This is a genomic window from Candidatus Thermoplasmatota archaeon (assembly GCA_038884455.1).
Taxonomy (GTDB): domain Archaea; phylum Thermoplasmatota; class E2; order DHVEG-1; family DHVEG-1; genus JAWABU01.
The window spans coordinates 1-14,397 of the sequence record JAWABU010000043.1 but is presented as its reverse complement, the minus strand read 5'-3'; the positions used below and the strand labels follow the sequence as shown (position 1 = coordinate 14,397).

At 37.5% G+C, this 14,397-nt stretch carries 14 protein-coding genes and 2 tRNA genes; 11 read left to right on the top strand and 5 right to left on the bottom strand.

Annotated elements, in window-relative coordinates; genetic code table 11:
• Positions 1–264 precede the first annotated feature (264 nt).
• Positions 265–579 (top strand): hypothetical protein, encoded by a 315-nt coding sequence (locus QXL17_07420; GenBank protein ID MEM4258959.1) that lies wholly within the window; start codon positions 265–267, stop codon positions 577–579.
• A gap of 268 nt (positions 580–847) precedes the next feature.
• Here QXL17_07420 and QXL17_07415 read toward each other — a convergent pair whose 3' ends face one another.
• Positions 848–1,957 carry a phosphate uptake regulator PhoU gene (locus QXL17_07415; protein MEM4258958.1) on the bottom strand — a complete coding sequence of 370 codons (1,110 nt, stop codon included), beginning with the start codon at positions 1,955–1,957 and terminating at the stop codon, positions 848–850.
• A gap of 179 nt (positions 1,958–2,136) precedes the next feature.
• Here QXL17_07415 and QXL17_07410 point away from each other — a divergent pair, with 179 nt between their 5' ends.
• From QXL17_07410 to QXL17_07385, 6 genes are all read left to right on the top strand, one after another.
• On the top strand, positions 2,137–2,463 hold the full coding sequence (locus tag QXL17_07410; GenBank protein ID MEM4258957.1) for a winged helix-turn-helix domain-containing protein: 327 nt from the start codon (positions 2,137–2,139) through the stop codon (positions 2,461–2,463).
• Positions 2,460–2,903 (top strand): hypothetical protein, encoded by a 444-nt coding sequence (locus tag QXL17_07405; protein ID MEM4258956.1) that lies wholly within the window; start codon positions 2,460–2,462, stop codon positions 2,901–2,903. The genes QXL17_07410 and QXL17_07405 overlap by 4 nt, the downstream gene beginning before the upstream one ends.
• Before the next feature lie 97 nt (positions 2,904–3,000).
• Positions 3,001–3,585: a hypothetical protein gene (locus QXL17_07400; protein ID MEM4258955.1), complete on the top strand. Its 585-nt coding sequence runs from the start codon at positions 3,001–3,003 to the stop codon at positions 3,583–3,585.
• 215 nt (positions 3,586–3,800) lie between these two features.
• Positions 3,801–5,063 (top strand): hypothetical protein, encoded by a 1,263-nt coding sequence (locus QXL17_07395; protein ID MEM4258954.1) that lies wholly within the window; start codon positions 3,801–3,803, stop codon positions 5,061–5,063.
• Complete coding sequence (locus tag QXL17_07390) at positions 5,060–5,761, top strand: ABC transporter ATP-binding protein (GenBank protein ID MEM4258953.1); 702 nt, start codon at positions 5,060–5,062, stop codon at positions 5,759–5,761. The genes QXL17_07395 and QXL17_07390 overlap by 4 nt, the downstream gene beginning before the upstream one ends.
• Positions 5,737–6,951 (top strand): ABC transporter permease, encoded by a 1,215-nt coding sequence (locus QXL17_07385; GenBank protein ID MEM4258952.1) that lies wholly within the window; start codon positions 5,737–5,739, stop codon positions 6,949–6,951. The genes QXL17_07390 and QXL17_07385 overlap by 25 nt, the downstream gene beginning before the upstream one ends.
• A 10-nt stretch (positions 6,952–6,961) precedes the next feature.
• On the opposite strand, the gene QXL17_07380 is transcribed toward QXL17_07385, so the two are convergent.
• Together QXL17_07380 and QXL17_07375 are read right to left on the bottom strand one after the other, a co-directional pair.
• Positions 6,962–8,176, bottom strand: a complete 1,215-nt coding sequence (locus QXL17_07380; protein ID MEM4258951.1) for a hypothetical protein — start codon at positions 8,174–8,176, stop codon at positions 6,962–6,964.
• A 2-nt stretch (positions 8,177–8,178) separates the two neighbouring features.
• Positions 8,179–8,565: a response regulator gene (locus QXL17_07375; GenBank protein ID MEM4258950.1), complete on the bottom strand. Its 387-nt coding sequence runs from the start codon at positions 8,563–8,565 to the stop codon at positions 8,179–8,181.
• Between the two features lie 118 nt (positions 8,566–8,683).
• Here QXL17_07375 and QXL17_07370 point away from each other — a divergent pair, with 118 nt between their 5' ends.
• Positions 8,684–10,066 (top strand): ArsB/NhaD family transporter, encoded by a 1,383-nt coding sequence (locus QXL17_07370; GenBank protein ID MEM4258949.1) that lies wholly within the window; start codon positions 8,684–8,686, stop codon positions 10,064–10,066.
• Positions 10,067–10,093: 27 nt separating this feature from the next.
• Here QXL17_07370 and QXL17_07365 read toward each other — a convergent pair.
• Together QXL17_07365 and QXL17_07360 are read right to left on the bottom strand one after the other, a co-directional pair.
• Positions 10,094–10,168, bottom strand: a tRNA-Glu gene (locus tag QXL17_07365).
• 28 nt (positions 10,169–10,196) lie between these two features.
• Positions 10,197–10,270 (bottom strand) — tRNA-Lys (locus QXL17_07360).
• 105 nt (positions 10,271–10,375) lie between these two features.
• Here QXL17_07360 and QXL17_07355 point away from each other — a divergent pair.
• The 3 genes from QXL17_07355 to QXL17_07345 all read left to right on the top strand — a co-directional run bounded on the left by QXL17_07355 (position 10,376) and on the right by QXL17_07345 (position 14,295).
• The gene (locus QXL17_07355) at positions 10,376–10,870 is read left to right on the top strand and encodes a CinA family protein (GenBank protein MEM4258948.1); all 495 of its coding nucleotides are present in this window, start codon (positions 10,376–10,378) and stop codon (positions 10,868–10,870) included.
• On the top strand, positions 10,867–11,889 hold the full coding sequence (gene rtcA / locus QXL17_07350) for an RNA 3'-terminal phosphate cyclase (protein ID MEM4258947.1): 1,023 nt from the start codon (positions 10,867–10,869) through the stop codon (positions 11,887–11,889). The genes QXL17_07355 and rtcA overlap by 4 nt, the downstream gene beginning before the upstream one ends.
• 72 nt (positions 11,890–11,961) lie before the next feature.
• Entirely contained in the window at positions 11,962–14,295 is a 2,334-nt protein-coding gene (locus QXL17_07345) for a PAS domain S-box protein (protein MEM4258946.1), read from the top strand.
• Positions 14,296–14,397 lie beyond the last annotated feature (102 nt).

The window sequence follows — 14,397 nt, the reverse complement described above, 5'->3', positions numbered from 1 at the left end:
ATACGATCGTATGACGTCTATCGTCTGTGGTCTAGTGAATTTTACCATACAACCAGAGTAAAAAATAGTAAATCGGGAGGTTAAAAGAGAGTAGTTATTCTTGTTTTACAATTACGCAAAAGGTCTACTCATTTTTTTGAAAAAACGTATACGTATTTATTTTTTGATAAAAAGCAACACTCAACAAAAAAAGATTATTTTCCACGAAACATTTAAATAGAACGAATGTTTATAGTTAACAATGGACACGAAACAGGTGGAAAGATGACCTCCTACCAGAAAAGAACAATCAAGCATTTATACTTGAGAAGTCTTCTATTTCTCATGGCGGGAGCAATCATGATCGGTCATGGAACTCGTATGATGTACCAAGGACTCTTCCACCCAGACTCATACTACCCAGCACCGACACCACAAACACTTGATTTCTACTTCGACTGGCTCACCCTGCTACTCCTCGGCATTTGCATCTTAACCTATGCGTTTTATACTTGGTACAAATATTTGAAAAGAATGCTGGAGAAGCACAACACGTATGGACAATCTGGAGATGACTCTCACAATCATCAACCAACGTAGAAGAAAAAAATGGGGCTTGGCAAAGATGGGCAGTGAAAGCTTCCGGCAACTCCCCACTACCTTAAGCCCCCTCTTGAGATACAACGGCTATTTCATCTCAGAGTTTAGGATGGGTGTAGAGTTAACTTAATCCCAAGGAAGACATAGAACCAATAATAGATAAGATTAATCCATATACAATATACATGCAATTGTCTTCTCAATAGATATATATAGATACTTGATGTCATGGTGCAATACAAGCTGAACACAAACATATTCTGTGATGTTATGGAAGCATCATCGTATATTGGTGGTTGATTGCTGTTTCAGCAATATCAAGAATATACGCCCGCGTTCGCTCCAGACTATCAACAACATACGCCAATGCAACCAAAGACGCAGCATCAATCTTTAGCGAAAAAATATCACTAGTAAGCTGTTTGATATTCTTAGCGAGATGTTCAGATTTATTTAAAATATCATTAGCGTATTCAAACTTATTTCGCTGAAACGCATTCATCGCCTCATCAAACTGTTTTAACACCATTTCACTTGCTTCGACAATCCGAGGCATAAGATCAAGTTTCACATGAATATTTCGAGCGTTACTTGCCAATTTTTTTGCATGATCCGCAATTCGCTCAATCGAACGAGCAATCAAAAGATAGCCTAGTACATCTTGAGGTTTTACACCCATCTTATCAGCAAAAAACATATCATTTAACACTAAGTTATACTGCTTTGCAATCATCCAATAAAACTTATCAACCTCATCATCGCGTACTTCAACATCCTCGATGAGTTCTAAATCACGATTCTGCAACGCAGTTATTGCATCACGATGCATACTCCGCGTGATGACATACATTCGTTTTAAACCTTGGAGTAGGGAAAGATCACTGGAATCGAGCAGATCTTTAACTTTGATTGAGTTTGAGGATTCATCAATGATCTCCAGACCGATGAGACTTTGGATCATCCGACGAATCGACTGGCGAACCTGTGACGACAAACGATCCTTGCTGGTAATCTCAATAATATCGTACCCGGCAAGATAAGCACCAATAAAACGCCGAAATAAAGTTTCCATATCTGTTGAATCAATATTGATCACACAGCTGATAAGCTCCTGCGTGTCATCAAGTTTTGGATTAATGAGAAGCGTTCCATTAGAACGAGGAATTAAAGCAACACTATTCCCGTTGCGTATTTTTACCTTGTTTACCCACGTTTTTGGCAACGAAATAATATATGTAGATTTACCGGTAATCTGAACCTTTCTTGTCTCCATACCACTTTTTTTATGGTTAACAGATGATTCAAAACTAGCCTCATCTTTCATATCATGAACCTGTTGAATAGTGACTACCTCTTCTTTTCTTAATGATTTATTCATAGGATCTCGTAGTATCTAGAGAAATTAATAGCTTCTCAATAGATATAAAAATTATCTATATATACTCAATGAACTATATAGATGTATATAGTTATGCTGGTTTTTGCTAACGGTCCTTTCAGAGACTCATAATATTTAAAAAGAATCAACGACATGGCAGTTGGACAAATGGTCAAAGTATGCATGCTGTAAAACGTCTTCTGTGGTGGCTTCTTGCAGGTTCAGCTGGAGGAATCAACAGAGGAAGACTTCTTGAAGAGCTTTTCAAAACACCACATAATGCTCATGAACTCGCAAAAATCCTGAATCTTGATTATAAGACCGTGCGACACCACCTCGACATTCTCGAAAAAAACAAGATATTAACATCAACGGGACGTGAGTACGGCAAAGTCTATTTTCCCTCGGATCTCATGGAAGAACACCACTGTTTTTTTACAGAAATTTGGGATCAAATTGGGAAAAAAAAGATAACTAAAGAAAAAAATGAGGATGAACACCCATGATCGATATACCCTATACAAAAACGTTAACTCCAAAAACAAAAGCAATAACCTATATACTGATACTCCTCCTCATCGGCCTTCTTATCGGTTTGATACTGTCAAGCATCAGTTTTGAATATGCTAAACAAAGAGGAAAAAATTTCGAGGAGCGAACAACTCAAATCCTTGCAAAATGGTATGCACTTAATACTATTATTATCTGTATGAATATTTCACTGCTCCTAGGATTACTCATCATGTATGTTGACACATTTCAAAAAACGTATTCTAGTTTTATGCTCGGCTTACTCCTCTTTATCAGTGTACTTCTTATACAGACCATCCTCTCGCTCCCAATTCTACACGCAGCACTTGGAGAATCAATCCGCCTCTCAGGAACTCTTCCAAATCTCTTTGAATTACTCGCACTTACGATCCTCTTATACCTCAGCATGGAGTAAGAAAAGATTTGGGTCTCATTTGGGACTGTTTCGGAATACATTTTGGTAAAACAACATAAAGTTATACCGACATATACGATAGTAAGGTGAAAGAAAAATGATGAAAAAAGTATGGGCAACCGTAATAATGTGTATGCTGGTATCTCTCGGCGTTTTCGCTGTTGTAACAGCACAAAAAGAATCCTGGGTGAAAAGTAATGCTCTCTCGACTGCTACTTCAATACCACAAGGAAAAAAATGCGGTATACCGCTATCTCCAATAGCTTTGAATGACGATGCACGTGAACTAGATGACCTCGAACTACTCATCAATACTCAAGAATTAGAACAGAATAGATACCGCTATGAGAGCAAAAGCATGCAAATTAAACCAAAGGTAGTCGAAGGAACCTGGGGGTATTTAAATGATCTTGAACCAAGGGGAACGATTTCAGGTGTCATCGGAAAAAAGCATAGAGTAGGAATTTTAAAAGCAGAGTTTTCAACCTATGACAACAGTACGACTGGAAAAATACTTGGTATCTTCAAAAAAGGATTTTTTAATGGTAAAATACTTCTTCCAAATGAAGAACCAAAAAGAATAACCGGACTTTATACGGTTGATACCGACTCTCAGACTGCAAGTATACAATGGATGACTATTGAACTTTTTGGTTGGGCAGACATCAATCTGTGTGATTAATCGAAATCTTCCTTCTTTTTTTTTCGACCAAATGTCTCTGATAAAAAAATCCTTCTTTTTAAAAAATGTCAGTACATCCTTTTTTCTTGGTGCGTCTGAATATTTTTTCAACATCTAATTGTTCGAAAAATCAAAACGATGCCAAACAAAAACCAAACAAAAACCTTATGTAATAGTCGACGGGATACACCCTAAAAATGACGAGGAGGCATTCAATGAAACAAAAAATATTAATTATTTTAACTTTTCTCTTGTTCAGTATCATACCACAAAATGCTGTTGCAAGTCCGTCACTTATCGTCTCTGACTACACGTTGTATCCTGAAGTATTTATGCCGGGCGATTCAGGAATCCTAACCGTGATGATCAAAAACGCTGAACTCACGGCAACAAGAACGACAACTAGTGATTCGGTGACGACAACATCAACTATCGGCGGGGTTGTGAATAATGTTTGGATTGTCCCTGCAAAAAGTAAACATCGAGAAATCAAATCGAATTTGAACTATGAAGATGTTGGTACTCTCGCTCCCGGTGTAAGTGTTCCTCTTAGTTTTCCCCTCAGTGTAGATCCAGAAATGCCTGAAGGATACTATTTTCCAACAGTCCGCGTCGATGTTGAAACGTATACCGATGTAAGCTACCCAATCCCTATTCTCGTGTCTAACACTACTGTAGAAATTCTTCCAGCTTCAGTTCCTACGATTGTATCACAGAGCGGAAATACCCAGCTGTCGTTTACAATTGTCAATCATCGACCGGCAACTGTGTACGGAGTTACCGTTTCTCCAAAACTGCAATCTGATATCAGAGTAACTCCTGAGAAGATATATCTTGGTGATATGGATGCATATACGTCAAAGACTATTACCTTTTCAATTACTCCAACCAAATCAGGGCAAAAAAATATTCTGTTTCAAGTGACATTTAAAAACGGCCAGAATCTTCACGTCAGCACGACGAATATTTCTTTTACTGTTGTTGAAACCTTCGATATCGCACCGATTATTACAAGTTATCCCGTGAGTATTACGAAAGGCAGTTCAGCAAAAATACGTTTAGAAGTGTATAATGCAAAAACAGAAAAGATAACCGGTGTTCTGATTACACCAATATGTGATGCCATTGTTGTTCCATCGCAGTACTTTATCGGAGCTATGGATCCTGATGACGTGTTCTCAGCAGCATTTGATATTTTCACTACCAATGTTGAGTATGGAAATCAAACAATTAGTTTTATGGTCTCGTACAAACAAGGAAATGACTATTATGAAACACCGAAGATAAGTAAAACATTTGAAGTGATCAGAGGAATCGGTACAACATATCAATCTCAAGGTAGTTCGAGCGCGTCCCAAGGAATAGCTGAACCCCCATCCTTGGTACTATGTCTCACCACGTTTATCATAACAATTGTTGTATTCGTTATCTTAATTCTTTTGTTTGTTCGGTGGAAAAAACGGCGGAAAACAGCATGAGTACAAATGTTATTGTCACTGAAAATATCACAAAGATTTATGGTCGACCTCCACTTCAAGTCTATGCATTACATGAAACTAATCTCCACATACAACGCGGTGATTATATTGCAATCATTGGACCATCAGGGTCTGGAAAATCAACACTCATGAATCTCCTCGGGTGCCTTGACAAGCCAACCAGCGGAAAAATTTTTATCGAGAATCAAGACGTTTCATTATTAAATGAAAATCAACTTGCGCGTATACGACAGGAGAAAATCGGTTTTATTTTTCAAAAATATAACCTCATCCCAACGTTGAACGCATTGGAAAATGTAGAATTGGCTATGAGTTTTGCTGGTGTTGAATCACAAAATAGGTATATCCGAGCTAAACAGCTTTTAGAACTAGTAGGTCTCTCAAAACGATTATATCATAAACCTGCGGAGATGAGCGGTGGTGAGCAACAACGCGTTGCTATTGCCCGAGCACTTGCGAACAAACCATCAATTGTTCTTGCTGATGAGCCGACCGGGAACGTTGATTCAAAATCAGGTGAAAATATTATGCGGATTTTAGAAGAAGTGAATACCCGTGGTGAAACGATTATTGTGGTTACTCATAATCTGGACATAGCAAAACGGGCAAAACGTGTTTTAAAAATTCAAGACGGTGTTGTACGTGAGGAGCCATGGTCACAGATCATGTTAAATTAGCAGTAAAAAATCTGCAGCATCGGTTATCTCGTTCCATTTTAACTTTACTTGGAATCTCCATTGGTATTATGGCAATTATTTCCTTAATGGCTCTTGGTGAAGGGATGCAACAGGCAATCGTCGGAGAACTCTCAACGTTATCTGATGTTATTATCATAACAACTGGAGGAGATATTTATTCATCATCATTTGGTTCAACGCAAATAACCGAATTTTTTACCCAGCGGGATGTCGATAGCATCCGCCGTATCCAAGGAGTTAAAGACATCAGTTCTATGCTTTCTAGTACTGCTCTTGCTGAATATAATGGTGAAACAACGCTGGTGGGAGTAACTGGAATGGACGTTGAGGTGATTCGTCTCCAATACGCAGATACAAAACTTGAATCCGGTGATTTTCTCAATGAAGGAGATCAAAATAAAATCATGATAGGGTATGGCATAGCTCATACAGCCTTTGATTCAGACATCCCGCTAGGAGGTCGAATATCACTGAATAGTCAAAAATTTATCGTCTCAGGAATCTTCTCTAAACAAGGAATGGGCGGTATCTCATCAGACAATCTTGTGTTACTCACCACTCGTGATTTTCAAAAACTCACAGGACAAAAAAATATCAGTATGATTTATGTCCGTGTTGAAAATGTTCAAGATGCAGAAACGATTGCTCTTCAAATTGAACAAGTAATTAACGGAAATCATGGGGAAAAAGATTTCGCATCAGCAACTACAATGACATCAATTCTTGAAACAGTTCAACGAATAATCGGTATCGTTCAACTGGTTCTTGTCGCGATTGCCTCAATTGCACTGGTTGTCGCTTCAATTGGCATTATGAATACGATGTTGACTTCAGTTATGGAGCGAACTCGTGAAATCGGTATCATGAAAGCAATCGGAGCAACAAATAAAGATATCATGACGCTGTTTATTATCGAAGGTATGCTCTTAAGTAGCATCGGAGGAATCTTTGGGATCATTCTTGGTATTTTTGGCGCCCAAGGACTAACCTTTATCCTCAGTAATTTTTTTATGTCAATGTCAGGATCTACCAGCCTCTCACCAGTTATTACTATTCCTGCAGTTCTTCTCAGCGTGTTTGTTTCACTCTGTGTTGGCATTTTTTCAAGTTTGTACCCAGCTTGGAAAGCAGCACGAATGAGTCCTATCGAAGCAGTGCGATATGAATAAGACAAAAATTTCAAGGTTTTGTCGCAAATTTCAACTCAAGGAAATGAAGATTCACGCCGATCTGTTCAATTTCATACAGATACTCTTCACCTAATTTTTGTTTAAACTCTTCGATAAAACTAAAATCTCCTTTCAAATACCAAAGGCAGGTATACTTTATCATATCTCGTAGTGCTCTTCCAACTTTATACGGCTCAAGCATGTTTACGTCAGGTTTAACAACGATAGCATCAGCTTCTTTGACAACAAATGTCGGATTGATTGAAATATACGAAAACAACTCATGTTCTGCTGCAAGTTTTTCCTGAAGTTTCAGCAATGCATTATAGATAAAGTCAACAGAATATTGATTTCGGAGAATTTCGACAATGGTTGCAAATGTTTTTTTGATTATTACTTCAAATTCCATACGAACAATCAGCGTTTCAATATGTTTAAAATTCAACCCCAGATTTTTGAGATTCAAAACGTGCTCGTCACCAAGCTCAATTGTTAACATATCAACAAAAGAAACATCATCCTTCCATCGAATTGTCCGACATACTCCTTCAATAAGCGTTGTTACCGCATCGATAAACATAGCAGATCGAACACCATTAACGTCGGGACCTACTTGAATTGTATAAAATCCTTCATAATCTGGTGTTTGTCCAATAGTTACCGCTTGTAAAAAATCAAATTTTTGTTGATTCTTCTGAAGAATCGAAATCATCGTCTGAAGTGCTTCTTGTTCGGGATAAACACGATTAATAATATTTATTAACGCTTTGATAACATGTTCAAGAATCTCATGCTTTTTTATTTTTAATTCTTCTTTCCGCTCAACAATATATTCATGTTGCATAAAATTTAAATTAATACCAAATTCTGCAAAATCAGTATCAGCAATATCACTTATAGACTCTCTAAACTCCTTAATAAAATAAAAATCAGCGTTTTTTTCAAGATAGAGAACTGTCATTTCGATCAATTCTTTTACAAAAAGAAAAAAATCATGCGACGGAATTTGATTGATCTCCGGTTGAATTTTTACTGCGTCAAATCCTTCAGAATACAATTTTTTCTCAACTGATACATAAGCAATAAAAGGATATTTTTCTTGGAGGTGTTTTAACACTGTTTCGAGGATGATAACTGCAAAACCTTCCGATGTTCTCCTTCCAATTTTTTCAATTAATGTTTTGAGAATTCTTTTTAATATTTCAGCATTTTCTTTCGTTGGCATACTTACACAGATACATATTTATCAATGAGTCGTTTCAAATCATTGATACTGAATGGTTTCTCAATAAAATCAACAGCAGGAATTCGACCAAAACCTTTACTAAAAGGATCTGCTCGTGCAGAAATAAAAATAATAGGAATTGAATTCCAGGAGCTTTGTTCTTTAATTTTTGTAAATACTTCCCATCCATTCATTTCAGGCATCATGATATCTAAAAAAATAATATCGGGGCGATAACGACTTTGAAGAAGATTCAAACATTCTTTTCCATTTGAAACAGCTGTCACCTCATACAGCATATTTAGGTGTTCTAATCCATTCTTAATAAGTTCGAGAATATCTTTGTTATCATCAACAACCAATATCGTCTTTTTATTATGATTAGTCATCCAATCCCTCAACAATGAATAGAATTAACTCTACTAATAGTTTACCTCTTTCGCAGGAACCACATCGTTGAAAAACTGGTTGAAAAATTAAAATATTTCATGTGATATACCATATCCTATGGATGGGAAACTCACCATCAGCATAATTTTTCTCATATCAACAATTTTGATGATTTATCTAATATTTCGTCGGCCTTTTCTGTACATTAGACTGGGTATACGAAAAATACGAATTGAAACCTATTTCATCGGAGTATTACTTGGGCCACTCCTCATCATTGTTTTTGGTATTCTGAATTATGATCAGATCATTGGAGGCTTACAGGGAAATGGAAAGCTTAACCCCTTTGGAATTCTTATTCTTTTTCTCTCCATGGTTTTCATCAGCATTTATCTTGACATTACTGGTTTTTTTGAATACTGCGCTCGTCTTGCGCTTCAATTTTCTGGAGCAAATGGAAAACGTATGTTCTTCTCATTTTATGCGACCATTTCAATACTCACCATTTTCACTTCAAACGATATCATTATTCTTACCTTTACCCCTTTTATATATTATTTTTCAAAAAATGCAGGAATTGATCCAAAACCGTATCTTGTTGCAGAGTTTTTCGCAGCGAACACCTGGAGTATGATGTTGTATATTGGAAATCCAACTAATATCGTCCTTGCTTCTGCATATCATCTCCGCTTTGATACCTACTTCTTTTGGATGTTTGTACCGGCACTAACTGCAGGTTTTTTAAATATGGGCCTTTTATATCTTTTATTTCGAAAAAAAATTAATCAGCCAATCCAATATCTTGAAAAAACCCATAAACCGTCTGCAGCGATTACCGATAAAACCGGAGCGGTACTTGGTCTTATCATTCTGATTTCCTGTATAGTCGCATTAAGCATAGCGCCATATTTTGATCTTGACATGTGGCAGGTATCAATTTTTTTCGCACTACTGCTTTTTCTAATTCTTATCGTTCGTGACTCGCTATCGATGATGCACCACCATATCAAAGAACGTATGGGAGAGTTAACTACAACTGTTAAAAAAATACCCTTTAGTATCGTTCCGTTTGTGTTAAGTTTATTCATCATCGTTGAAGCACTTCGAATCTATGGGGTAACAACAGACATCGGTATTTTTTTCTCGGATCTTGCCGGTACTTCAACAACGAATCATATCTTTGTTTATGGTTTTTCTTCTGCCTTTTCTGCAAATATCATTAACAACATACCTATGACTGTTGCTTTCGTACCGATAACCGGGATTGTCCCAGAGATGCACCAGTTCGCAGCAGTTCTTGCGACAACGATTGGATCAAATCTTGGTGCCAATATTACACCCATCGGTGCATTGGCTGGTCTTATGTGGATGAGTATTCTACGTGAAAAAGAAGTACGATTATCATTCAAAGAATTCCTTACCTATGGACTTGTTATAACACCGATTACACTAGGTGGCTGTCTTGGAGTTCTTGCTCTTGAATTTTTTATAGTTCAGTAACTATTACCAAACATTTTGAAAAAAGAATGCTCCTGTCGGGATTTGAACCCGAGTCGTCGCCTCGAAAGGGCGAAATGATTGGCCGGACTACACCACAGGAGCAAACGGTCAATTTTCTTTGTATGAGTAGTAGCCCCGAGAGGATTCGAACCTCTGTCATTAGCCAAAGAGGCTAAATATGATTGACCGCTACACTACGGGGCTTTCGAGTGAGTGTATTGGTCGGGCATTATGATTTCCCTATTTTAACCTTTCAGATGAGAACATCATTTATATAATGTTGAAATGATGTCAACCCGGTGTTTGCCGATGCTAGATACAGAACTTCTTAATAAAGTCTCGGGTGAATTAATAAATAGACATATAACGATTGCGACAGCTGAATCGTGTTCTGGTGGTTTGCTTGCTCATTACCTCACCAATATCTCTGGTAGCTCAAACTATTTTGAACGCGGTGTTGTGTGTTATAGCAATCAATCAAAAATTGAATTACTCAACGTACCCCCAGAGATTCTGAACACGTATGGTGCTGTTAGCAAAGAAACCGCAGAGGCTATGGCAATAGGTATACGAAAATTAGCGCATACAGATATCGGTCTTTCAACCACGGGAATTGCTGGACCAACTGGAGCAACCAAAGAAAAACCAGTAGGACTTGTGTTTATCGGTCTTTCATCAGAACAAAGTACACAGGTTCGACGATACTGCTTTTCAGGTGATCGAATCGAAAATAAGCAGCTGACCTGTATTAAAGCATTACACTTTTTACATGAAATGCTTGGGACATATGGTTCAAAACTATGATTCGTATCGATGGTTCCTATGGTGAAGGGGGAGGGCAGATCGTTCGATATGGTACTGCGTTAGCAGTACTGACTCAAACGCCTGTCGAGATTGTTAATATTCGTGCTCATCGACCAAAATCAGGGTTACAGCCACAACATCTCGCAGCTGTATCTCTGCTTACCCGCCTTTGTCATGCGAAAACAACTGGTGTAACACTCGGATCCTCAAAAATAACATTTGTTCCCGGATCAGTAGAGCCAGGAACATATGCGTTTGATGTCGGTACTGCTGGAAGTATTACCCTTGTGTTCCAAGCGTGTATCCTTGCATGTCTTCATACAACACAACCGATAACAATTCGACTTATCGGTGGCACTGACGTCCCGTGGTCACCATCCTGGGATTATTTCACAGAAGTTTTTCTCCAACACCTCAAAACAATAGGTATTTCTCTTGACGCAAAACTATTCAGACGTGGCTATTATCCAATTGGTCGAGGAGAAGCTGAAATAACACTCTATCCAATCCAAAAACTCAAAGCATATCAAACATGTTCAGAGCATCAGATCACCAGCATCTCTGGAAACATACATAGTGCTCAATTGCCCGATCATATTGGAACACGAATAAAACACATGCTTCTTCGGTTATCCCTTAAAGATTCTCTCCATGCCTCCATCACAATCGAAAAGACCATAGCAGCATCACCTGGAACAGGAATAACGCTGTGGACACGCAATGAACAACAAAGGATTCTTGGCGCTTCAGTTCTCGGTGAAAAAAAAGTTCCAGCTGAAAAAATTGCAGCACAAGTATACACTGATATCATAGGTGAAATTCACGCAGGAGCAACTGTTGATGTTCATGCATTTGATCAACTTATTCCATATTTTGTCATAACAGAGAAACCAAGTTATGGATTGATCAGAACCATGACGTCTCATGCTCAGACCATGATCTGGCTGATACACCATTTTTTTCACCCATCAATTTCATGTGAACAACAGAAAAAGAACATCAAATTTTTGATACAATAACCATACACGTTTAAATACCACACAGTGCATTTATATTGTTGCTTAAACACTAAAAGAGATGTGTGGTGGGATATGCAAAAATATAGTGATGTTAGTCCTTACGAGAAGACTACCATACTTGATACAACAACATCTGACGGGCGCTATAAAACCTTATTCGAACAGGTAAATGCAGCTGCATTTCTTACCACGTTTGATGGTCAAATTCTTGAGGCAAATCAAAAATCTTGTGAACTTTTTGGGTACCAATGGAATGAACTCCTTCGTTTATCTCTTCGTGACTTATTACCAAAGGAAACAGACTGGATTCAATTCAAAGATGAAATAGCCGCACGTGGAGGCAACAATTTTGAAGTAGAGGTAGTAACCAAAGATGGCAGTTTTATCCCGACTGAGATTAGCATTTCATTATTTCGACTGGAAAACAAACCAGCAATGTTTGTCCTGATTTGGGATATCACTGAACGGAGGAATGCAGAACGGCGATTGCGAGAGAGTGAAAAAAAATACCATGGATTATTTGAATTTACGACTGATGGAATTCTTGTGCTTGATGCTCGTGGAGACATCCTTGATGTGAATACAAAAATGTGTGAGATGCTCGATTATTCTAAAGAAGAATTGATTAATAAAAATTTATTCAGTATGGATTTCCTAACACCGCAATCATTACCTGTCGTTGTGAATCAATTTGAACAATTGTTATCCGAGAAAACCGCACGAAGTTACACCTCCCAGATGAAAAATCGCCATAATGAAATTCTCGATGTTGAATTTAGTTCTTTTTTCTTAGTGAAAAAAAATAATGAAGTTGATAATTTTGTTCTTATTGCTCGTGATATAACCTCGAGAAATGAATTTGAACGTCGTCGAATCCGTGAACATGAACTTTTATTAACACTTATGGACAATATTCCTGATTCTGTTTACTTCAAAGACAATCAAAATCGTTTTATTCTCGTTAACAAAGCAAAAGCTATGCATTCGTCAGTCACTCCAGATCAGATGATTGGAAAAACTGATTTTGATTTCCTACCCAAAGAACAAGCAGAAAAAATTCAACAAGACGACCTGAAGATCTTGCAAACCGGTCAGCCTATTATTAATAAAATTGAAAAATTATCATATCCTGATGGATCAGATCGGTGGGTTTCTGTGACAAAAATACCTCGATACAACATCGATGGTGATATTATTGGAACTATGGGAATTTCACGAGATATAACTGCACTTGAAAAAGCAAAAGAAGAACTCATGAAATCAGAACAACGATATCGAGCGGTTTTCGAAAACTCGTCAGTAGCAATTCTACTGACCGATGAACAAGGACGGATTGTCTCATGGAACAAGCTTGTCGAAGATATCCTTGGGATGAATTATACCGATTTATTCATGCGTAAAGTCGAGTCATTATATCCTTTAGATGAATGGGAACATATTCATACTGAATACCTGCAAAAACAAGGTGCTAAACGCCGAATTGAAACAAAAATTCTCAGAAAAGACCGACGGCTAGTAGATGTTGATCTATCAGTTAATGTATTACGAGATGCCAACGGACAGATCCTTGGATCAACTGAGATCATATCAGATATTACAAAACATAAAGAAACAGAGCGAGCATTGGAGCATCATCATGAACTTCTATCAATCTTAATGGATAACATACCTGATTCAATCTACTTTAAAGACGAACAACTTCGTTTTATAGCTGTGAATCGAGCAAAAGCGCTCCATTCCAAAGTTACGCCTGCAGAGATGATTGGAAAAACCGATTTTGATTTCCTGCCCACAGAACAAGCAGAAAAAATTCAACAAGACGAAATTCATATTATGCAAACAGGTCAAGCACTAATCAACAAAATTGAAAAAATTACCCATAGCGATGGTATCAACCGTTGGGTTTCAGTTACCAAAATACCACGATTCAATAAAAATGGTAAAATCATTGGCATTATGGGTATATCTCGAGATATTACAGATTTACAAGAAGCCGAAGAAAAAATACGCAAAGAACATAATCTTTTACAGGAACTTATGGATACGATTCCTGATTCGATCTATTTTAAAGATGAGCAAAACCGTTTTATTCTGGTCAATAAAACAAAAGCGAGTCATTGGAATGTTACTCCCGATGAGATGATTGGAAAAACTGATTTTGATTTTCTTCCGCATGCAGAGGCTCAGAAAGCCTTTGACGATGATAACTATGTTTTAAAGACAGGTCATGCAATTATCGATAAAATTGAACATATAACTGGTTCAGATGGTTTAGAACGATGGTTTTCAGTTACAAAAGTTCCTCGATATAATGAGAAAGGACAAATCATTGGCACTATTGGTATTTCTCGGAACGTTACGCAATGGAAAAAACTTGAGGGTATGAAAAAGGAACAATTATGCTAAAATTATTAGACCTCTTGCGAAATAGCAATTTTTAACCCCTAGCATATATCTTCTACATCGGATGGGATGTAGAGATGCTGACCTATGAAAAATTATCAAGAA

Coding starts and splice junctions, on each gene's coding strand:
- QXL17_07420 (MEM4258959.1), top strand. CDS start 265: ATGACCTCCTACCAGAAAAGAACAATCAAGCATTTATACTTGAGAAGT.
- QXL17_07415 (MEM4258958.1), bottom strand. CDS start 1,957: ATGAATAAATCATTAAGAAAAGAAGAGGTAGTCACTATTCAACAGGTT.
- QXL17_07410 (MEM4258957.1), top strand. CDS start 2,137: ATGCATGCTGTAAAACGTCTTCTGTGGTGGCTTCTTGCAGGTTCAGCT.
- QXL17_07405 (MEM4258956.1), top strand. CDS start 2,460: ATGATCGATATACCCTATACAAAAACGTTAACTCCAAAAACAAAAGCA.
- QXL17_07400 (MEM4258955.1), top strand. CDS start 3,001: ATGATGAAAAAAGTATGGGCAACCGTAATAATGTGTATGCTGGTATCT.
- QXL17_07395 (MEM4258954.1), top strand. CDS start 3,801: ATGAAACAAAAAATATTAATTATTTTAACTTTTCTCTTGTTCAGTATC.
- QXL17_07390 (MEM4258953.1), top strand. CDS start 5,060: ATGAGTACAAATGTTATTGTCACTGAAAATATCACAAAGATTTATGGT.
- QXL17_07385 (MEM4258952.1), top strand. CDS start 5,737: ATGGTCACAGATCATGTTAAATTAGCAGTAAAAAATCTGCAGCATCGG.
- QXL17_07380 (MEM4258951.1), bottom strand. CDS start 8,176: ATGCCAACGAAAGAAAATGCTGAAATATTAAAAAGAATTCTCAAAACA.
- QXL17_07375 (MEM4258950.1), bottom strand. CDS start 8,565: ATGACTAATCATAATAAAAAGACGATATTGGTTGTTGATGATAACAAA.
- QXL17_07370 (MEM4258949.1), top strand. CDS start 8,684: ATGGATGGGAAACTCACCATCAGCATAATTTTTCTCATATCAACAATT.
- QXL17_07355 (MEM4258948.1), top strand. CDS start 10,376: ATGCTAGATACAGAACTTCTTAATAAAGTCTCGGGTGAATTAATAAAT.
- rtcA (MEM4258947.1), top strand. CDS start 10,867: ATGATTCGTATCGATGGTTCCTATGGTGAAGGGGGAGGGCAGATCGTT.
- QXL17_07345 (MEM4258946.1), top strand. CDS start 11,962: ATGCAAAAATATAGTGATGTTAGTCCTTACGAGAAGACTACCATACTT.